At 72.6% G+C, this 18,727-nt stretch carries 22 protein-coding genes; all 22 read left to right on the top strand.

Annotated features, from left to right (window positions below):
* Positions 1 to 286 (top strand): hypothetical protein (locus QM638_RS06895; protein WP_415141215.1); only part of this gene is annotated, 286 nt, incomplete at its 5' end.
* Positions 283 to 573 carry a DUF6167 family protein gene (locus tag QM638_RS06890; protein ID WP_415141214.1) on the top strand — a complete coding sequence of 97 codons (291 nt, stop codon included), beginning with the start codon at positions 283 to 285 and terminating at the stop codon, positions 571 to 573. The genes QM638_RS06895 and QM638_RS06890, both read left to right, overlap by 4 nt.
* A 23-nt stretch (positions 574 to 596) precedes the next feature.
* Positions 597 to 3,299: an alanine--tRNA ligase gene (gene alaS / locus QM638_RS06885; protein ID WP_415141216.1), complete on the top strand. Its 2,703-nt coding sequence runs from the start codon at positions 597 to 599 to the stop codon at positions 3,297 to 3,299.
* Complete coding sequence (gene ruvX, locus QM638_RS06880; protein WP_415141213.1) at positions 3,299 to 3,769, top strand: Holliday junction resolvase RuvX; 471 nt, start codon at positions 3,299 to 3,301, stop codon at positions 3,767 to 3,769. The genes alaS and ruvX overlap by 1 nt, the downstream gene beginning before the upstream one ends.
* The gene (gene mltG / locus QM638_RS06875; protein WP_415141212.1) at positions 3,766 to 4,929 is read left to right on the top strand and encodes an endolytic transglycosylase MltG; all 1,164 of its coding nucleotides are present in this window, start codon (positions 3,766 to 3,768) and stop codon (positions 4,927 to 4,929) included. The genes ruvX and mltG overlap by 4 nt, the downstream gene beginning before the upstream one ends.
* Positions 4,919 to 5,785, top strand: a complete 867-nt coding sequence (locus QM638_RS06870; RefSeq protein ID WP_415141211.1) for a shikimate dehydrogenase — start codon at positions 4,919 to 4,921, stop codon at positions 5,783 to 5,785. Before mltG ends, QM638_RS06870 begins: the two co-directional genes overlap by 11 nt.
* A gap of 10 nt (positions 5,786 to 5,795) precedes the next feature.
* Positions 5,796 to 6,491, top strand: coding sequence for a prepilin peptidase (locus tag QM638_RS06865; RefSeq protein ID WP_415141210.1), 696 nt, complete (start codon positions 5,796 to 5,798; stop codon positions 6,489 to 6,491).
* A 101-nt stretch (positions 6,492 to 6,592) separates the two neighbouring features.
* Positions 6,593 to 7,348: a class I SAM-dependent methyltransferase gene (locus QM638_RS06860; protein ID WP_415141209.1), complete on the top strand. Its 756-nt coding sequence runs from the start codon at positions 6,593 to 6,595 to the stop codon at positions 7,346 to 7,348.
* A gap of 160 nt (positions 7,349 to 7,508) precedes the next feature.
* Positions 7,509 to 8,687: a chorismate synthase gene (gene aroC, locus QM638_RS06855; protein ID WP_415141208.1), complete on the top strand. Its 1,179-nt coding sequence runs from the start codon at positions 7,509 to 7,511 to the stop codon at positions 8,685 to 8,687.
* Entirely contained in the window at positions 8,684 to 9,196 is a 513-nt protein-coding gene (locus tag QM638_RS06850; RefSeq protein WP_415141207.1) for a shikimate kinase, read from the top strand. Before aroC ends, QM638_RS06850 begins: the two co-directional genes overlap by 4 nt.
* Positions 9,193 to 10,344, top strand: coding sequence for a 3-dehydroquinate synthase (gene aroB, locus QM638_RS06845; protein WP_415141206.1), 1,152 nt, complete (start codon positions 9,193 to 9,195; stop codon positions 10,342 to 10,344). Before QM638_RS06850 ends, aroB begins: the two co-directional genes overlap by 4 nt.
* Positions 10,341 to 10,787 (top strand): type II 3-dehydroquinate dehydratase, encoded by a 447-nt coding sequence (locus QM638_RS06840; protein WP_415141205.1) that lies wholly within the window; start codon positions 10,341 to 10,343, stop codon positions 10,785 to 10,787. Before aroB ends, QM638_RS06840 begins: the two co-directional genes overlap by 4 nt.
* A 163-nt stretch (positions 10,788 to 10,950) precedes the next feature.
* Positions 10,951 to 11,517 (top strand): elongation factor P, encoded by a 567-nt coding sequence (gene efp, locus QM638_RS06835; protein ID WP_415141204.1) that lies wholly within the window; start codon positions 10,951 to 10,953, stop codon positions 11,515 to 11,517.
* The gene (gene nusB, locus QM638_RS06830) at positions 11,517 to 11,996 is read left to right on the top strand and encodes a transcription antitermination factor NusB (RefSeq protein ID WP_415141203.1); all 480 of its coding nucleotides are present in this window, start codon (positions 11,517 to 11,519) and stop codon (positions 11,994 to 11,996) included. Before efp ends, nusB begins: the two co-directional genes overlap by 1 nt.
* A gap of 46 nt (positions 11,997 to 12,042) precedes the next feature.
* Entirely contained in the window at positions 12,043 to 13,338 is a 1,296-nt protein-coding gene (locus QM638_RS06825) for a MinD/ParA family ATP-binding protein (RefSeq protein ID WP_415141202.1), read from the top strand.
* Complete coding sequence (locus QM638_RS06820) at positions 13,335 to 13,979, top strand: GNAT family N-acetyltransferase (protein ID WP_415141201.1); 645 nt, start codon at positions 13,335 to 13,337, stop codon at positions 13,977 to 13,979. Before QM638_RS06825 ends, QM638_RS06820 begins: the two co-directional genes overlap by 4 nt.
* Positions 13,980 to 13,989: 10 nt before the next feature.
* Complete coding sequence (locus QM638_RS06815; RefSeq protein ID WP_415141200.1) at positions 13,990 to 15,012, top strand: NADPH:quinone reductase; 1,023 nt, start codon at positions 13,990 to 13,992, stop codon at positions 15,010 to 15,012.
* 241 nt (positions 15,013 to 15,253) lie between these two features.
* Positions 15,254 to 15,805, top strand: coding sequence for a bifunctional pyr operon transcriptional regulator/uracil phosphoribosyltransferase PyrR (gene pyrR, locus QM638_RS06810; protein ID WP_415141199.1), 552 nt, complete (start codon positions 15,254 to 15,256; stop codon positions 15,803 to 15,805).
* Entirely contained in the window at positions 15,805 to 16,731 is a 927-nt protein-coding gene (locus QM638_RS06805; protein WP_415141198.1) for an aspartate carbamoyltransferase catalytic subunit, read from the top strand. Before pyrR ends, QM638_RS06805 begins: the two co-directional genes overlap by 1 nt.
* Positions 16,731 to 18,044: a dihydroorotase gene (locus QM638_RS06800; RefSeq protein WP_415141197.1), complete on the top strand. Its 1,314-nt coding sequence runs from the start codon at positions 16,731 to 16,733 to the stop codon at positions 18,042 to 18,044. Before QM638_RS06805 ends, QM638_RS06800 begins: the two co-directional genes overlap by 1 nt.
* Positions 18,045 to 18,063: 19 nt before the next feature.
* Positions 18,064 to 18,198, top strand: coding sequence for a hypothetical protein (locus QM638_RS06795; protein ID WP_415141196.1), 135 nt, complete (start codon positions 18,064 to 18,066; stop codon positions 18,196 to 18,198).
* A 60-nt stretch (positions 18,199 to 18,258) separates the two neighbouring features.
* A partial coding sequence (locus QM638_RS06790; RefSeq protein ID WP_415141195.1) for an ATP-binding cassette domain-containing protein occupies positions 18,259 to 18,727 on the top strand: 469 nt, incomplete at its 3' end.

Genomic DNA, 18,727 nt, shown 5'->3' with positions numbered 1-18,727 from the left:
GTACGTGATCACCTCGCTCGGCGCGGTCGAGCCGGCGCCCGCCGGCGACCGGGCCGCCGTACAGCTGCGTGCCCCGGCGTTCGCCGATGCGGTGCTGCGCGACGCCGCCGTGCACACCGCCGCGTGGGCACACGGCGTACGGCGAGCGTTCTCGCCCGCGGTGCGCAACCGGGCATGGTTCGAGATGCGACAGGAGCTCAAGCGTGCGCGCAAGGCGCGCAAGGTGGAGGTCCGGGAGGCACTGCGCGAGTACCGCGCCCGGCATCGCGCCGGAGACGCGGCGTGAAGCGGGCCGTCTGGTTCGTCGCCGGCGCCGGGGTGGGCGTCTACGCGATGATCCGCGGTCGCCGCGCCGCGGAGGCGTTCACCGCGGAGGGCCTGCGGATGCGGGTGGCGGCGTTCGGTGCGGGGGCCCGGGTGCTGCGCGAGGAGCTCGTCGAGGGCAAGGCGGAGAAGGAAAACGAGTTGAGACAGCGCTACTCGGCGGCGTACCACCGGAGCATCGACCAGCAGAGCACGCACGACCAGATCGGGAGCCGCCAGGTCCCCGAGATCGAGAAGGACGGCCAGTGACCGAGTCCGGCACCACCAGCGGGTTGAGCACCGCGGAGATCCGACGGCGCTTCACCGCGCACTTCGCCACCGACACCACCATCGGAGAGCACACGGTGGTCCCGTCGGCGTCGTTGCTGCTCGACGATCCCAACCTGCTCTTCGTCAACGCCGGGATGGTCCCGTTCAAGCCGTACTTCCTCGGGCAGGCCACGCCGCCGTTCCGTCGTGCCACCAGCGTGCAGAAGTGCATCCGGACGCCCGACATCGAAGAGGTCGGCAAGACCACCCGGCACGGCACCTTCTTCGAGATGTGCGGCAACTTCTCCTTCGGCGACTACTTCAAGGAGGGCGCCATCACGCTCGCCTGGGAGCTGGTCACCAAGCCGCTCGCCGACGGCGGCTTCGGTCTCGACGAATCGGTGCTCTATCCCAGCGTGCTCGACGGCGACGACGAGGCGGTCGGGCTGTGGCGGAGGATCACCGGTCTGCCCGACGACCGGATCGTGCGGCTGCCACCGGCGGAGAACTACTGGTCGATGGGCGTGCCCGGTCCCGGTGGGCCGTGCTCGGAGATCCTGATCGACCGCGGTCCGGCCTTCGGTGCCGATCGCGACTGGGATGCGGGCGACCGGTACCTGGAGTTCTGGAACCTCGTCTTCATGCAGGACGAGCTCTCCGCGGTGCGCTCCAAGTCGGACTTCGACATCGCCGGTGCGCTGCCGCAGCGCAACATCGACACCGGCATGGGTCTGGAGCGGGTCGCCTACCTGCTACAGGGCAAGAACAACATGTACGAGACCGACGTGGTCTTCCCGGTGATCGAGCGGACCGAGGAGCTGACCGGCAAGAAGTACGCCGCGGGCGGGGCCGACGCGGCCGAGGACGACGTCCGGTTCCGGGTGGTGGCCGACCACGTGCGCAGCTCGCTGATGCTGATCAGCGACGGGGTCACCCCCGGCAACGAGGGGCGCGGCTACGTGCTGCGCCGGCTGATGCGACGGGCCATCCGGAACGTCCGGCTGCTCGGCTACGCCGACCCCGCCATGCCGGAGCTGCTGTCGGTCTCCCGCGACCGGATGGGGGAGACCTACACCGAGCTGCACCACGAGTGGGACCGCATCCTGCGGGTGGCGGTGGCCGAGGAGGAGACGTTCCGCAAGACGCTCGAGTCGGGCACCCAGATCTTCGACCTCGCCGCCGGTGAGCTCAAGCGCAGCGGTGCCACCACGTTCCCGGGCGAGAGGGCGTTCGCGTTGCACGACACCTACGGCTTCCCGATCGACCTCACCCTGGAGATGGCCGCCGAGGCCGGTCTCCAGGTCGACGAGCAGGGCTTCCGCGGTCTGATGGCCGAGCAGCGCGAGCGCGCCAAGGCGGATGCCCGGGCGAAGAAGGGACAACACGCCGACCTGTCGGTGTATCGCACCATCCTCGACACCGAGGGCCCGACCGACTGGCAGGCCTATTCCACCCGGGAGACCGAGTCCCACCCGGTCGCGCTGCTGCACGAGGGCAGGCCGGTCGGGGCGTTGGCGGGCGGCCAGATCGGCGAGCTGATCCTGGACCGGACGCCGTTCTACGCCGAGTCCGGTGGCCAGGCGGCCGACGCCGGCATCATCGAGTTCGACGGCGGCCGGCTGGAGGTGCTCGACGTACAGCGTCCGGTCAAGGGCCTGGTGGTGCACCAGGTGCGCGTCGTCGACGGCGCCTACGAGGCCGCCGGGACGGTGCAGGCCCGGGTGGATCCCGAGTGGCGCCTAGGCGCCCGTCAGGCGCACTCGGGCACCCACGTCATCCATGCCGCGCTGCGCGAGGTGCTCGGCCCGACCGCGCTGCAGTCCGGATCGTTCAACCGACCGGGCTACCTGCGGCTGGACTTCGGCTGGACCAAGGCGCTGACGCCCGGCCAGCTCGGCGAGATCGAACAGGTGGCCAACAACGCCCTGCGTGCCGACCTGCCGGTCTCCTGGCAGTACATGCCGCTGAACCAGGCGAAGGAGTGGGGGGCGATCGCGCTGTTCGGCGAGACGTACGACGACTCGAGCGTGCGGGTGGTCGAGATCGGCGGTCCGTGGAGCCGCGAGCTGTGCGGCGGCACGCATGTCGAGCACTCCTCGCAGATCGGCACCCTGGTGGTGACCGGGGAGTCCTCGGTCGGCTCCGGCAATCGCCGGATCGAGGCGTTCACCGGCGTCGAGGGCTTCGACTACCTGGCCCGCGAGCGGGACGTCGTCTCCTCGCTGACCAGCCTGCTCAAGGCCCAGCCCGACGACCTGATCGGTCGCGTCGGCGACCTGGTGGACCGGCTCAAGGCGACCGAGAAGGAGCTCGAGCGGCTGCGCACCGCGCAGCTGCTCGCCTCGGCCGGCAGCATCGCCGAGACGGCCGCGGACGTGCACGGCGTCGCGGTGGTGGCGCACCACGCCAGTGGCCTCGGTGCGGGTGAGGCCAGGACGCTCGCCCTCGACGTCCGGGCCCGGCTCACCGCGGCGGCAGGCGATCGGCCAGCGGTGGTGGTGCTGCTCGGCGACCTCGATGGCAAGGTGGCCATCGTGGCCGCGGTGAATGAGGCGGGCCAGGCCCGTGGGCTGGCCGCCGGTGCGCTGGTGCGCGAGCTGGGCCCGTTGCTCGGCGGCCGGGGCGGCGGCAAGGCCGACCTGGCCCAGGGCGGCGGCACCGATGTCGCCCGGATCGACGAGGCGCTCGCCCTGGTGCCCCGCCTGATCGCCCAGGCCGAGAGCTGATGCGGCCGGGAGTCCGGCTCGGGATCGATCCCGGTGACGCTCGGATCGGCGTCGCCCGCAGCGATCCCACCGGATTCCTCGCCACCCCGGTCGAGACCGTACGTCGCGGCAAGGGTGACCTGCGCCGGATCGCGGCGATCCTGCGCGAGATCGCCGAGGAGAGCGAGGTGGTCGAGGTGGTCGTCGGGCTGCCTCGCTCGCTGCGCGGTGGGGAGAACCCGGCGACCGCCAAGGTGCGCGACTTCGCCGCGGCGCTGGCCCGCCGGATCTCCCCGATCCCGGTGCGGCTGGTCGACGAGAGGCTGACCACGGTCTCGGCTGAGGCTATGCTGGCCGACCGCGGCCGGCGAGGAGCCGCGCGCCGGGCGGTCGTGGACCAGGCTGCCGCGGTGCTGATCCTCCAGCACGCCCTGGACACCGAACGCAACTCCGGCAACGCGCCCGGAGAGATCGTCGAGGAGAGTCGATGACGCAACCCGAGCGGCCCAACGCGGGCACCGACCTGTTCGGGGCCGCCGGCGGATCGCCGTACTCCTCGGGTGGGCGGCGGCGTGCCAAGCGCCGCCGGCGCCGCGTGCCCGGCTGCCTGGCGGTGCTGGTCGCGCTGGCCGTCGTGGTCGCCGGGGTGTGGTACGGCGGCTCGCGGGCCTACGACTACCTCAAGGACCACCTCTCCAGCGCCGCCGACTACCCGGGGCCGGGTCACGGCAGGGTGCTCTTCGAGGTCAAGAGCGGGGACAGCGCGACCGCGATCGGGAACAACCTGGAGAAGGCGGGGGTGGTGGAGTCCGCCGACGCGTTCATCGACGCGGCCAAGGAGGACTCCAGCTCCAGCAGCATCCAGGTCGGCTACTACCAGCTGAAGAAGGAGATGAAGGCCAGCGCCGCTCTGGCCATCCTGGTCAACCCGAAGAAGCTGGTCAGCACGAAGGTCACCGTCACCGAGGGCGCCCGGGTGCGCGACATCGTCACCCTGATCGCGAAGCGGACCGACCTCAAGCGCCACGCGCTGGTCAAGGCGCTCGAGGACACCGATGCGCTCGGGCTGCCCGCCTCCGCCGACGGCAACCCGGAGGGCTATCTCTTCCCGGCCACCTACGACGTGGTGCCGGGCGAGACGGCGGCCGAGCTGCTGCACCAGATGGTGGCCAAGACGGTCGAGGAGCTGGACGAGCTCGACGTGGCGGCCGGGGCGAAGAAGCTCGGCCTGACCCAGGAGCAGGTGCTCACCGTGGCGAGCATCCTGGAGTACGAGGCCAAGCGCGATCAGGACTACCCCAAGGTGGCCCGGGTCATCTACAACCGCCTCGACGCCGGCATGAGACTGCAGTCGGACGCCACCGTCGCCTACGCGAACGGGATCAAGGGGCAGGTGTGGACCACCGCCGAGGAGCGGAACAACTCCTCGCCGTACAACACCTACCAGCACGACGGGCTGCCGCCCGGGCCGATCGGCTCACCGGGCGAGACCACCATCAAGGCCGCGCTGCACCCGGCCACGGGGGACTGGCTCTACTGGGTGGTGGTCAACCTGCGTACCGGCAAGACGGTCTTCTCCACCACTTACGCCGAGCACGAGAAGGCGGTCGCCCAGTTCCAGCGGTACTGCGAGACCTCCGATGCCTGCTGAGCCTGGCCCCCTGACGATGCGGTGTGCGGTGCTCGGCGACCCGATCGAGCACTCGCTGTCCCCGGCGCTGCACCGCGCGGCGTACGACGACCTCGGACTGGCCGGCTGGAGCTACGACGCGATCCGGGTCCCGGCGGGAGGGCTCGCCGAGTTCGTCGGTGGGCTCGGCGGCCCGTGGCCGCCCTCGCCGTGGCGGGGACTGTCGGTGACGATGCCGCTCAAGCGCGAGGCCCATGCGCTGGCCGACTCGCTCTCGCCGCGCGCGCGGCTGGCCGGATCGGTCAACACCCTGGTGCGCACCTCCACCGGCTGGGCGGGCGACAACACCGATCTCGCCGGCGCGGTGGCGGCCGTCCGTGAGCGCACCGGGGCGGAGATCACCCGTGGCGCCATCCTCGGCGCCGGCGCGACCGCCGCCTCCACCGGGCTGGCGCTGGTCGAGCTCGGCGCGCGCAGCGTCACGCTGCTGGCCCGCGACGTCACCCGGGCCCGCGAGGCACTCTCGGTGATCGCCGGGCATCCGGCCGCGCCGCAGGTCTCGGTGCTGCCGCTGGAGGCGCACCCGGAGGCCGAGATCCTGGTCTCCACCGTCCCGGCCCGGGCGCAGACGCCCGGCCTGGTCGACCGGTGGCGAGACGTGCCGGTGCTCTTCGAGGTCGTCTACGACCCGTGGCCGACGCCGCTGGCCGCGGCCGCGACCGGCACCGTGGTCACCGGCCTGGACCTGCTGGCGCACCAGGCGGTCGCCCAGTTCGAGCTGTACACCTCCCGGACGCCGGATCTCGAGGTGATGCGCCGGGCGGGGCGGCGAGCGCTCGGCGTCGAACGCGCCGAGGAGAGCGTGCCGCCCGGATGACGATGCGGTGATGACGACGTGGGGGGTCGCGCTGGCCGGCGCGGCGGTGGCGGGCGTGCTCGGCGCCCGGGTGCCGACCCTCATCGCCCGGATCCCCGAGCCTCTCACCCAGCCTCTCACCGAGTCCGCCAAGGAGCCGTACGCGGACGTCGCCGCGTCGCCGCACCTGGGCCGGTGGACCGCGCTGGTCAGCGCCGTCGCGGCCGGCGCCGTGGCGCTCGTCCTCGGCCCGGACCGGGCTCTGGTCGGCTGGCTGCCGTCGATCCCGGTACTGGTCCTGCTCGCCGTCGTCGACTGGCGCACCCGCTTGCTGCCGCGGCTGGTGGTGCTGCCGGTCACCGGGGCCCTGCTGGTCCTGCTGCTCGCCGAATACGCGATCTGGCACGACACCCGGGTGCTGGTGCGCGCCCTGGTGGCGATGCTGATGGCCCGCTCGGTGTTCTGGCTGCTGTGGTTCATCAGGCGTGCCGGGATGGGCTTCGGTGACGTCCGACTGGCCGCGTTGATCGGGCTGCTGCTCGGCCGGCTGGGCTGGCAGCAGTGGCTGCTCGGGCTGTACGGCGCCCTGATCATCTTCGTGCTCTGGGGCGTGGGACGGGCGCTGGCGCTGCGCTCGCCGGCCGCGCTGCGCCAGGCGCTCCCGTTCGGGCCGTTCCTGGCCCTCGGCGCCCTGGCCGGAGCCCTGCTCGGGCCGGCGTTCTCCTGAGCCGAGTCGGTCCTCGGGACGGGCGAGTCGGTCGTTAGCGGGCGCGAGTCGGTCTTTGGGGTGAAGGGAGACGGCGCTTGCGGTCATGCCAGGCTTGGCGCATGGAACGCGCGCTGACGTTCGGGTCGGTGGCGGAGGACTACGAGCGATATCGACCCGGCTACCCGACCGGGCTGGTGGCGCTGCTGACCGCTCCGGCACATGGCCAGGTGACCCGGGCGATCGAGATCGGGGCGGGCACGGGCAAGGCGACCCGAGTGCTGGCCGCGGCCGGGATCGCGGTGAGTGCCGTCGAGCCGGATCCGCGGATGCTGGCGGTCCTCGCGCGCACCTGCGAGGGGCTGCCGGTCGAGCCGATCCCGGGTGCGTTCGAGCAGGTGGACCCCGCGGCGTACGGCGTCTTCGATCTGCTGTACGCCGCGGCGGCCTGGCACTGGACGGACCCGGTCGGCCGCTGGGATCGGACGGCGGCACTGGTCCGGCCGGGCGGCGCGGTCGGGTTCGTCGGCGGTCCGATCGTGCTCGCCGACGGCGCGCTGGAGCGTCGGGAGACCGAGCTCATCAGCGCGCTGCTGCCCGACGGCGTCCACCCGGCGGCGCCGAACTTCGGTGGCCTGGACTGGCCTGGCGACGAGCTGCTGGCCGACGACCGGTTCGACGAGGTGACCCAGGACGTCGTACGCCGCCGGTCGGAGCTGACCCGGGAGCAATATCTGCGCCACCTGAGCACCGTCTCGGCGTACCAGCTGCTCTCCGACGCCGACCGCACCGCGACCCTGAGCGAGCTCGGCGCCGCACTGCCCGACCGGGTCATGATCAACGCTGATCTGGTCGTGCATCGGGCCCGCCGGATCTGACCGGCCACCCAGGACCGACTCGCGCGTCCGAAGGACCGACTCGGGCCACCGAACGACTGACTCGGGCGACCTAAGGACCGACTCGCACGGAGAGGGGTGGGTGTCTCAGCAACACCGGGGGCGCGGCGCGCGGCGAGGGTGGGATGAAAGACTTGGGGGCATGCTGCGTTGGCTCACCGCGGGCGAGTCCCATGGTCCGTCCCTGGTCGCGATCCTCGAGGGTCTCCCGGCCCACGTCCAGATCACCACCGCCGAGATCGCCGACGCGCTGGCGCGGCGGCGGCTCGGCTACGGCCGCGGGGCGCGGATGAAGTTCGAGCAGGACGCGGTCACCGTGATCGGCGGCGTCCGGCACGGGCAGACCCAGGGCGGCCCGGTGGCCATCGAGGTCGGCAACACCGAGTGGCCCAAGTGGGAGCAGGTGATGGCGGCCGACCCGGTCGACGAGGCCGAGCTGGCCGACCAGGCGCGCAACGCACCGCTGACCCGGCCCCGGCCCGGTCACGCGGACCTGGTCGGGATGCAGAAGTACGACTTCGACGATGCCCGTCCGGTGCTGGAGCGAGCCTCGGCCCGGGAGACCGCGGCCAGGGTCGCGCTCGGCTCGGTGGCGCGCGCCTTCCTGTGGCAGGTGGCCGACATCGGCGTCTTCTCCCATGTGATCGAGCTCGGCGGCGTACGCGTCCCCGACGGCGTGGTGCCCGGACCCGGTGACCTGGCCCGGATCGACGCCGACCCGGTGCGCTGCGCCGACGAGGCGGCGGCGGCGGCGATGGTCGCCCGGATCGACCAGGCGCACAAGGACGGCGACACCCTCGGGGGCGTCGTCGAGGTGGTCGTGCACGGCCTGCCGCCGGGGCTCGGCTCGCACGTGCACTGGGACCGGCGGCTGGACGCCAGGCTGGCCGGCGCGCTGATGGGGATCCAGGCGATCAAGGGCGTCGAGGTCGGCGACGGGTTCGCGCTCGCCGCCACCCCCGGCAGCCAGGCGCACGACGAGATCGTGCCCGGATCGGACGGGATCGGCCGCGCGTCCGGTCGCTCCGGCGGCACCGAGGGCGGGATGAGCACCGGGGAGGTGCTCCGCGTGCGGGCCGCGATGAAGCCGATCGCGACGGTGCCGCGGGCACTGCGCACCGTCGACCTGGCGACCGGTGAGGAGGCGGTGGCGCACCACCAGCGCTCCGACGTCTGCGCGGTCCCGGCGGCGGGCGTGGTGGCCGAGGCGATGGTGGCGCTGGTCCTGGCCGACGCGGTGCTGGAGAAGTTCGGCGGCGACTCGGTCGGCGAGACCCGGCGCAACGCCGAGTCCTACCTGGCGAACCTGAGGTACCGGTGAGCGCACCCCGCGTCGTGCTGGTCGGTCCGATGGGGGTCGGCAAGACGACCGTCGGTCGGCTGCTCGCCGACGACCTCGGCCTCACCCTGCGCGACACCGACGAGGAGATCGTCCGCCGGGTCGGTCTGTCGATCCAGGACCTGTTCGTGGAGCGGGGCGAGGCCTACTTCCGCGAGCTGGAGAGGCAGCAGGTGGCGACCAGCCTGGCCGAGCACGACGGGGTCGTCTCGCTGGGCGGGGGCGCCGTCCTCGACCCCGAGACCCGGGCGCTGCTCCGCGACCACACGGTGGTCTTCCTGCGGGTCGGTCTCGCCGACGCGGTCAAGCGGGTCGGGCTCAACTCCGGTCGGCCGTTGCTGCTCGGCAACGTGCGTGGCCGGATCAGGACCCTGCTGGAGGAACGGGCGCCGATGTACGAGTCGGTGGCGACCGTCGTGGTCGACACCGACGGGCGGACCGCCCGGGAGGTCGCCGACGAGGTGCACGTCTGGCTGAAGGAGCACACGTGAGCGAACCGACCCTCATCCCGGTCACCGGGAGCGCGCCGTACGACGTCCTGGTCGGTCACGACCTGATCGGCTGGCTCCCCGGGCTGGTCGGGTCCCGCGTCGAACGGGTCGCGCTGCTCTACGCCGCCGAACTGGCCGAGCAGGCCCAACCGGTGCTGGACGTCCTGCTGGCGCACTACGACGTGCTCGGCCTCGGGCTGCCCGACGGCGAGGACGCCAAGACCGCCGGGGTGGCCGCGGACTGCTGGGAGGCGCTGGGGGAGAAGGGGTTCACCCGTTCGGACGCGGTCGTCACCTTCGGCGGCGGCGCGACCACCGACCTGGGCGGGTTCGTGGCGGCGACCTGGCTGCGCGGCGTCCGGGTGGTGCACGTGCCGACCACGGTGCTGGCGATGGTGGACGCCGCCGTCGGTGGGAAGACCGGGATCAACACCGGCGCCGGCAAGAACCTGGTCGGCTCCTTCTACGAGCCCGCCGCCGTGCTCTGCGATCTCGACCTGCTCGACACCCTGCCCCGGGCCGAGCTGGTGGCCGGACTCGGCGAGGTGGTCAAGTGCGGCTTCATCGCCGACCCGGAGATCCTCACCCTGGTCGAGCAGAACGACCCGGAGACGATCGTCCCGGGGTCCGCGGTGCTCACCGAGCTGATCGAACGCGCCATCCGAGTCAAGGCCCGGGTGGTCGCCGCCGACCTGAAGGAGTCCGGCACCGCCTCCGCGCTCGGCCCCGGACATCCGGGCCGGGAGGTGCTCAACTACGGCCACACCCTCGGCCACGCGATCGAGAAGCACTCCGGCTATGCGATCAGGCACGGCGAGGCGGTCGCCGTCGGCTGCGTCTACGCCGCCGAGCTGGCCCGCGCCGCGGGACTGCTGGGCGACGAGATCGTCGCGCGGCACCGTACCGCCTTCGGCCGGGTCGGGCTGCCCACCGACATCGGCAGCACGAGCGTGGCCGGAACGGGTTTCGACGAGCTGATCGGCACCATCCGGGTGGACAAGAAGGCACGCGGCTCGCAGCTGCGGTTCCTGGTGCTGCGCGGTCTGGCCGAGCCGATGATCCTGGCCGGTCCGGACGAGACACAGCTGCGCTCGGCGTACGAGGCCGTCAGCGCGACCCACGCCGAGGGCGAAGGAGCGGAGCGGTGAGCCAGAGCGCCACGGTGTACGTCATCAACGGCCCCAACCTCAACCGGCTGGGCAAGCGGCAGCCGGAGATCTACGGCCACACCACCTACGCCGAGCTGGCCGAGCGTTGCGTGGAATGGGGCCTCGACCTCGGTCTCGCGGTCGAGGTCCGGCAGAGCAACCACGAGGGCGACATCGTCGACTGGCTCAACACCGCCGCGGACGAGTCGATCCCGGTGGTCCTCAACGCCGCCGCGTTCACCCATTACTCCTACGCCGTCTACGATGCCTGCGCTCAGCTCACCGCGCCGCTGATCGAGGTGCACATCTCCGACCCGTTCACCCGCCCGGAGGAGTGGCGGCACTTCTCGGTGGTCTCGCCGCACGCGTCGCATGTCATCGCCGGTCGTGGTCTCGACGGGTACGCCGAGGCGCTGGCGCTGGTCGCGCGCTCGATCGGCTGACCCGACGCGGAGGGTCGGCGGCGTGGGGAAGGAGGGCCCGGTCGGCGGCGCTGGCGGGATTTCGCCCTCCGGCGTCGTACGTCGATAGGATCTGCTGTTGGCGCCCGGGGGCGCCACCGAACTCTTGACACCTGCATCGACGCAAAGGCTGGCATCCACCGCAATGGCAACCACGAACGACCTGAAGAACGGCATGGTTCTCAACCTCGACGGCCAGCTCTGGCAGGTGGTCGAGTTCCAGCACGTCAAGCCCGGCAAGGGGCCGGCGTTCGTGCGGACCAAGCTGAAGAACGTCGAGTCGGGCAAGAACGTCGACAAGACCTTCAACGCCGGCACCAAGGTCGAGACCGCCACCGTCGACAAGCGGACCATGCAGTACCTCTACAACGACGGCTCGAACTTCGTCTTCATGGATGTCCAGTCCTACGAGCAGCTCGAGGTGGCCCCGGAGCTGATCGGCGACGCCGCGGACTTCATGCTGGAGAACACCGAGGCGATCGTGGCCACCAACGAGGGCCGGGTGCTCTTCATCGAGCTGCCGCCGTCGGTCGAGCTGGTCATCACCTACACCGAGCCCGGCGTGGTCGGCGACTCCGCCACCGGTCGCACCAAGCCGGCCACCCTGGAGACCGGCGCCGAGATCCAGGTCCCGCTCTTCATCGAGCAGGGCGAGAAGATCAAGGTCGACACCCGTGACGGCGGCTCCTACCTGAGCCGTGTGAAGGCCTGATGACCCAGTCGGACCAGCAGGGCCGGCCACGCGACCCGTCGGAGCGGGTCGGCACCGGGACCGCGCGGACCAAGGCCCGCAAGCGCGCGCTCGATCTGCTCTTCGCCGCCGAGGCCCGTGGGCTCGGCGCCGGCGATCTGCTCGATCAGCAGATCGCCGAGGGCGAGGCGCCGACCAATCCCTACACCGTCACCCTGGTGCGCGGGGTGGTGGAGCATCGCGAGCAGATCGATGAGATCGTCGGCGAGCACGCCACCGACTGGACGCTCGACCGGATGCCGGCGGTGGACCGCAACGTCCTGCGACTGGCCACCTGGGAGCTGCTGTACGCCGAGGACGTGCCCGCGGGCGTCGTACTCAGCGAGGCGACGCTGCTGGTGGGCGACCTGTCTACCGACGAGTCACCCACCTTCGTCAACGGGGTCCTGGCCGCCATCGACCGGGAGCACAGCGACGCCCCGGGTGGTCGGACCGACTGAGGTCCTATCCTGTTCGGAGTCAACAGCCGCGGACTCGGAGGCGCAGATGACTCAGGAACAGGCACCCGGACCGACCACCGGCCCGGCCACGCAGCCCGTCGAGGCGTACGACGCCCGGGTGCTGCCGCCGCCGGTGGGACCGCCGATCGGCGATCCGCTGACCGACCCGATGCCGAGTGCCGCGGCTCCGGTCGCGGCACCTCCGCCCGCGGCACCGCCGCCGGTGGCACCGCCGCCGGTGGCTCGGCCGACACCCGTCGAGCCGGCGGCAGCGGCTCAGGCATCGGCGGGACCGGCGCCCGCCCGTCCTGCTGCGGCTCAACCTGCTGCGGCTCAACCTGCTGCGGCGCAGCACGCTCCGGCGCAGCACGCGGCGGCCGATCCGGCCGCGGCCGAGCCGCGCCGGTTCATGACCGCCACCGACTTCCTGGAGCGACGTGCGGACACGATCGGCCACGGACCGGCCAGCTGGGGCTGGCGTGGCCGGGTGCGGCGTCTGAGCGGCGGCCTGATCCGACCCAAGATGGGCAAGGCGGAGCTCGCCTACCACCAGGACCGGGCGATGATCCAGCGCGACTTCGATGGTCCGCGCACCATCGCCTTCGTCAACCCGAAGGGCGGGGCGGCCAAGACCACCGGCGTACTCGCGGCCGGCTACACCTTCGGCACGGTCCGCGGTGGCGGCGTGATCGGCTGGGACAACAACGAGACCCGCGGCACGCTGGGCATCCGTGGCCTGCGCAGCAGCCACCGCAACACCACCCGCGAGCTGCTCGACGACCTGGGCCAGTTCAACGACGTCTTCCAGAGCCGGATCGGAGACCTGGGCGCGTTCGTGCGCAACCAGGGCGACGCCCACTTCGACGTCCTCGCCTCCGACGAACGCCCCGACGTCACCGGCCAGATCCACGCCGACGACTTCGCCGCGGTGCACCGGCTGCTGGAGCGGTTCTATCGCATCCTCCTGATCGACACCGGCAACAACATGAGGGCCGAGAACTGGCTCGCCGCGGCCCAGCAGGCCGATCTGCTGGTGGTCACCAGCACGGTGCGGGAGGACACCGGCTACAGCGGTCTGTGGATGCTCGACGCGCTGGCCGAGTCCGGGTTCCCGGACCTCAAGCATCGCTGTGTCACGGTCCTCTCCGATCCGTCGCCGAAGGTCGACGCGCGGCTGGCGCAGGACCTGTGCGACGTCTACGAGCAGCGCACCCGCGCCGTCTACCGGGTCCCGTTCGACCCGATCCTGGTCGACGGCTCCACCATCGACTACGCCCGACTCTCGCCGCAGTCCCGGGAGGCTTGGCTGCGGGCCTGCGCCGGTATGGCCAGCGCACTGTGACCCAGGCCGGCCAACCCGAGCGGCCCGAGCGGCCCGAGCGGCCCGAGCGGCCCGGCCGGTCGGACTGGACCCGGGTCCGGACGCCGGGGCTGCTGCTCGACCTGCCCGTCGCGGACGACGCCGGCGACCTGTTCACCCTGCACGCCGACCCTGCCGTGTGGACCCACTTCCCCGGCGGCGTGCACACCGACCCGGCCACCGGGGCCGCCATGGTGGAGCAGAGCGTGCGGCAGTTCGCCGAGCGTGGGCTGGGCTACTGGTCGGTCCGGGTGCGCGCCGCGGGCCGGGGCGACACCGTGGTCGGCCGGGTCGGCTGTTGCGTCCCCGAGGACGCGCCGTGGTGGAACCTGTACTACCGGCTCAGTCCGCGGGTGCAAGGTCATGGCTACGCCCGCGAGGCCGGCCAGGCGGCCCTGGTGGCCGCCCACGACGTCGATCCGGACCGCCCGGTGATGGCCTTCCTGCTGGAGCACAACACGGCCTCGCGGCGGACGGCGGAGGCGATCGGCCTACGGCTGGTGTGGCGCGGCCCCGACCTCGGCAACCCGGACCCCGGCGCCGTCCGGCTGGTCTACCTGGATCGGATCCCGTCGGCCGAGATCGCGGCCGAGATCGACCGACGCTTCACCCCGCGCTCGTAGCATCGGTGCCATGCGCGCCGTCGTCTACACCGAGCCCGGTCCGTCCTCCGTCCTGCGAGTGGTGGACCGGCCGATCCCCGAGCCCGGCCCCGGCGAGGTGCGGGTCCGGCTGCGGCGGGCCGGGGTGAATCCCACCGACTGGAAGGCGCGCGGCGGGTCGACGTACGGCGCCATGCCTTATCCGGAGGTGACCCCCGGACAGGACGGGGCCGGCGATGTCGACGCCCTCGGGCCCGGGGTGAGCGGACTCCGGGTCGGCGACGCCGTCTGGCTGCTGCTCGCCCAGCACGGCCGGGCCTACGGCACGGCGGCGGAGTACGTCGTGCTGCCGGCTGCGCGCGCCGTCCCGCTGCCCGGGCGGTCCGGCACCGCCGACTACGACCTCGGCGCCTGCCTGGGCGTCCCGGCGGTCACGGCGCACCGCGCGCTCACCTCGGGAGACGGAGGTGACCGGCTCGGACCCGGCGCGATGGCCGGGCAGACGGTCCTGGTCGCCGGTGGCGCGGGCGCGGTGGGCAACGCGGCCATCCAGCTGGCCCGCTGGTCCGGGGCGACGGTGATCACCACGGTCAGCGGCGCGGCGAAGGCCGCGCTGGCCACGGCCGCCGGCGCGCACCACGTGGTCAACTACCGCAGCGGCGACGTCGCCGCCGAGATCGGTGCGCTCGCGCCCGCCGGGGTCGACCTGGTGGTCGAGGTGGCGCCGGCGCCGAACAACGACCTCGACCGCGCCGTGCTGCGCGACTTCGGCACCGTGGCGATCTACGCCAACAACGGAGGCGACGAGCTCACCCTGCCGGTGCGGGCCACGTTCGCCAAGAACCTGCGCTACCAGTTCGTCATCCTCTACGGCCTCACGCCTGCGCTGTTGCGGGCGGCCGCCGACGACATCGGCGCCGCGTTGGCCGACGGCGCGCTCCGGGTCGGCGAGGACGCCGGGCTGCCGCTGCACCGCTACCCGCTCGCGGAGACCGCCGCCGCACACGACGCGGTCCAGGCCGGGACCGTCGGCAAGGTGCTGCTCGAGGTCTGAGTCCGCCCGGGCTGGCGCGGAAAACTCAGCAAGGTATGCAGCGCAGTGGGTGCTTCCCTCGTGGAGTTCCAACGGGGAAGCGCCCACTGGCCTGCATACCTTGCCGAACGGTCCCTACCGAATGGTCCCCACCGGGCGACCCGCGGCTGGGAGGCGCCGGCGAAGGCGGCTAGGGTGTGCGGCGACAGACATCCTTTAACGAGCCGTCCCGTGAGGCGGAGAAGGAGGTCGGGCAGGCGCGATGAGCGAGCCAGCCGACACCGAAGGACGCGTCGTCCTCGACGCGCACGACATCAGCCGGGCGCTGACCCGGATCTCCCACGAGATCCTGGAGCGCAACAAGGGGGCCGAGGGCCTGCTGTTGCTCGGGCTCCACACCCGCGGTGTACCGCTCGCGAAGCGGCTCGCGGCCCGCATCGCCGAGGTCGAGGACGAGCCGGTGGCCACCGGCTCGCTCGACGTGACGATGTACCGCGACGACCTGCGCTCCCACCCGACCCGGGCGCCGCACCGCACCGACGTCGGCTCCATCGACGGCCGTACCGTCGTACTGGTCGACGACGTGCTCTACTCCGGGCGCACCATCCGGGCGGCCCTCGACGCCCTCTCCGACCTCGGCCGCCCGGCCGCCGTACGACTCGCGGTGCTGGTCGACCGCGGTCACCGGGAGCTGCCGATCCGGGCCGACCACGTCGGCAAGAACCTGCCCACCGCGCGCACCGAGCACGTTCGGCTGCGACTGGTCGAGACCGACGGGACCGACGAGGTCCGCATCGTCGAGGAGGGGGCCTGATGCGACACCTGCGCAGCATCGACGACGTCACCGCCGACGACATCGCGACCATCATGGCCACCGCGACCGAGATGCACGACGTGCAGTCGCGCCAGGTCAAGAAGCTGCCCGCGCTGCGCGGCCGCACGGTGATCAACCTGTTCTTCGAGGACTCCACCCGCACCCGGTCGAGCTTCGAGATCGCCGGCAAGTGGCTCTCCGCGGACGTCATCAACCTCTCCGCGAAGGGCTCCTCGGCCTCCAAGGGCGAGTCCCTGCGCGACACGGCGCTCACCGTCACCGCGATGGGCATCGACGGCCTGGTGGTGCGCCACTCCGCCTCGGGCGCCGCCCACCAGATCTCCGGCTGGGTCGACGTCCCGGTGATCAACGCCGGCGACGGCACCCACGAGCACCCGACCCAGGCGCTGCTGGACTGCTACACCCTGCAGCGGGCGCTCGGGGACCTGGCCGGGCGTCGGGTGGCGATCGTCGGCGACCTGACCCACAGCCGGGTCTTCCGGAGCAACCTGGCCTGCCTGACCCGGCTCGGCGCCCAGGTCGTCGGCGTCGCCCCGCCGACCCTGATGCCGGCCGGTGTCGGTCCGTGGTCCGGCACCGACGGCTTCGAGGTGAGCAACGACCTGGACGCCGTCTTGCCGACCGTCGACGCGGTGATGATGCTGCGCGTCCAGCGGGAGCGGATGAGCGGCGGGTTCTTCCCCACCGGCCGTGAGTACACGGTGGAGTACGGGCTGACCCGGACCCGGCTGGCAAGGCTGGGGGAGCGTACACCGATCCTGCACCCCGGACCGATGAACCGTGGCCTGGAGATCTCCCCGGAGGCCGCGGACGCGGCCAGCAGCCGGGTGCTGGACCAGGTCTCGGCCGGGGTCGCGGTGCGGATGTCGGTGCTCTACCACCTGCTGGCCGGAGAGGAGGCGTGATGTCGTCACTGCTGATCAGGGGAGCGCGGCCGCTGGGAGGCGAGCCGTGCGACGTGTACGTCGAGGACGGGCTGATCCGTTCCGTCGATCGAGTAGCGGGCGCCGGGGAGCGTGCTGGGGCTGGTCGAGGAGCGAGCGCCAGCGAGCATGTCGAGACCGTCGACGCCGCCGGCCTGGTCCTGTTGCCGGGCCTCGTCGACCTGCACACCCACCTGCGCGAACCCGGCCGGGAGGACGCCGAGACCGTCCGGACCGGGTCCGAGGCGGCGGCGGCCGGCGGGTACACGGCGGTGCTGGCGATGGCGAACACCTCGCCGGTCACCGACACCGCCGAGGCCGCCCTGCGGGTCTGGCAGCTGGGCCGGGATGCCGGCCTGGTCGACGTCCAGCCGGTCGGCGCGGTGAGCAAGGGCCTGGCCGGCGAGGAGCTCGCCGAGATCGGCCTGATGGCCCGCTCGGCGGCGGCCGTCCGGGTCTTCTCCGACGACGGCCGGTGCGTCGCCGATCCGCTGCTGATGCGGCGGGCGCTGGAGTACGTCAAGACGTACGGCGGGGTGATCAGCCAGCACAGCCAGGATCCGGCCCTGGCCGGACCGAGCGCCTGCTGTCACGAGGGTGAGCTCTCCGGACGGCTCGGGCTGCCGGGCTGGCCGGGCGTGGCCGAGGAGGTGATCGTCGCCCGCGACGTGATGCTCGCCCGGCACACCGGGTCGCGGCTCCATGTCGCCCATGTCTCGACCGCCGGCTCCGTGGAGGTCGTCCGGTGGGCCAAGGCGCAGGGGATCGCGGTGAGCGCCGAGGTGGCGCCGCACCATCTGCTGCTGACCACCGACCTCCTCGCCGGCTACGACCCCACCTACAAGGTCAACCCGCCACTGCGGCCGGCCGAGGACGTCGAGGCGTTGCGGGCCGCGTTGGCCGACGGCACCATCGACGCGGTGGCCACCGACCACGCCCCGCACGCGCGCCAGGACAAGGAGCACGCGTTCGTCGACGCGGCGTTCGGCATGCTCGGCCTGGAGACGGCGCTCTCGGTGGTGGCCGAGGTGATGGTCGCCAGCGGACTGCTCGACTGGGCGGGAGTCGCCCGGGTGATGTCGACCAATCCGGCGACGATCGCCGGCCTCGACGGGCACGGTCGCCCGATCGCGGTCGGCGAGCCGGCCAACCTGACCCTGGTCGACCCGGCGGCCGCCTTCGTGGTGGACCGCGACGACTCGCTCTCGCTGTCGCGGAACAACCCCTGGCACGGCCGGAGCCTGACCGGCCGGGTGATCGGGACGTTCCTGCGCGGCGTGCGGACCTTCGGCTGAATGCGGCACCCTGGGCCGGGTGGATGACATCTTCGGCGACCGGCTGGCGCAGTGGCGGGCCTACACCGCCAGCCCGCGGGGCCGGCTGAAATCGCGTGTGCCGGGCCGGCTCGATCGGGTAGCCTCGGGTCTCATCATGCTGATCACGCGCTGACCTCGACCCGCGTCCGCGGCCATGCCCGGTGGGTCGTTCCCCTCCCCGAAGGCCATCGCCATGTCCGCGCGTCCCGCTCAGCCGATCATCGTCCGCGACCTCCGGGTCGCCTTTCGCGCCGATCCGGTGCTCACCGGGATCGACCTGACCGCCGCACCCGGGCGGCGGGTGGCGCTGGTCGGCGAGAACGGGGTCGGCAAGTCCACCCTGCTGCGCGCCGTGGCCGGGCGCCTGCCGCCGACCGCTCGGGTCACCGGGCATGTCGAGCGTCCCGACGACCTGGTCCTCGTGGCCCAGGAGCCGCCGTTCCACGACACCGCCACCATCGCGGACGTGCTCGGCACCGCGCTGCGGCCGCTGCGCGAGGGGGTGGCGGAGCTCGAGCGGCTGGCGACCCGGCTGGACGAGCCCGACGCCGCCGAACGGTACGCCGATCTGCTCGACTGGGCCGCCGCCCACGACGCCTGGGACGCCGACCGGCGGGCGCTGCTGGCGGCGGACCGCCTCGGCCTGGGCGCGCTCGATCCCG

Origin of the sequence: Nocardioides sp., from assembly GCF_047606145.1 — a bacterium.
Classification (GTDB): Bacteria; Actinomycetota; Actinomycetes; order Propionibacteriales; family Nocardioidaceae; genus Nocardioides.
The sequence above is the reverse complement of the archived record's forward strand: the minus strand, read 5'-3'. Positions and strand labels throughout refer to the sequence as shown.

Coding starts and splice junctions, on each gene's coding strand:
- ruvX (WP_415141213.1), top strand. CDS start 3,299: ATGCGGCCGGGAGTCCGGCTCGGGATCGATCCCGGTGACGCTCGGATC.
- mltG (WP_415141212.1), top strand. CDS start 3,766: ATGACGCAACCCGAGCGGCCCAACGCGGGCACCGACCTGTTCGGGGCC.
- QM638_RS06870 (WP_415141211.1), top strand. CDS start 4,919: ATGCCTGCTGAGCCTGGCCCCCTGACGATGCGGTGTGCGGTGCTCGGC.
- QM638_RS06865 (WP_415141210.1), top strand. CDS start 5,796: ATGACGACGTGGGGGGTCGCGCTGGCCGGCGCGGCGGTGGCGGGCGTG.
- QM638_RS06860 (WP_415141209.1), top strand. CDS start 6,593: ATGGAACGCGCGCTGACGTTCGGGTCGGTGGCGGAGGACTACGAGCGA.
- aroC (WP_415141208.1), top strand. CDS start 7,509: ATGCTGCGTTGGCTCACCGCGGGCGAGTCCCATGGTCCGTCCCTGGTC.
- efp (WP_415141204.1), top strand. CDS start 10,951: ATGGCAACCACGAACGACCTGAAGAACGGCATGGTTCTCAACCTCGAC.
- nusB (WP_415141203.1), top strand. CDS start 11,517: ATGACCCAGTCGGACCAGCAGGGCCGGCCACGCGACCCGTCGGAGCGG.
- QM638_RS06825 (WP_415141202.1), top strand. CDS start 12,043: ATGACTCAGGAACAGGCACCCGGACCGACCACCGGCCCGGCCACGCAG.
- QM638_RS06815 (WP_415141200.1), top strand. CDS start 13,990: ATGCGCGCCGTCGTCTACACCGAGCCCGGTCCGTCCTCCGTCCTGCGA.
- pyrR (WP_415141199.1), top strand. CDS start 15,254: ATGAGCGAGCCAGCCGACACCGAAGGACGCGTCGTCCTCGACGCGCAC.
- QM638_RS06805 (WP_415141198.1), top strand. CDS start 15,805: ATGCGACACCTGCGCAGCATCGACGACGTCACCGCCGACGACATCGCG.
- QM638_RS06800 (WP_415141197.1), top strand. CDS start 16,731: ATGTCGTCACTGCTGATCAGGGGAGCGCGGCCGCTGGGAGGCGAGCCG.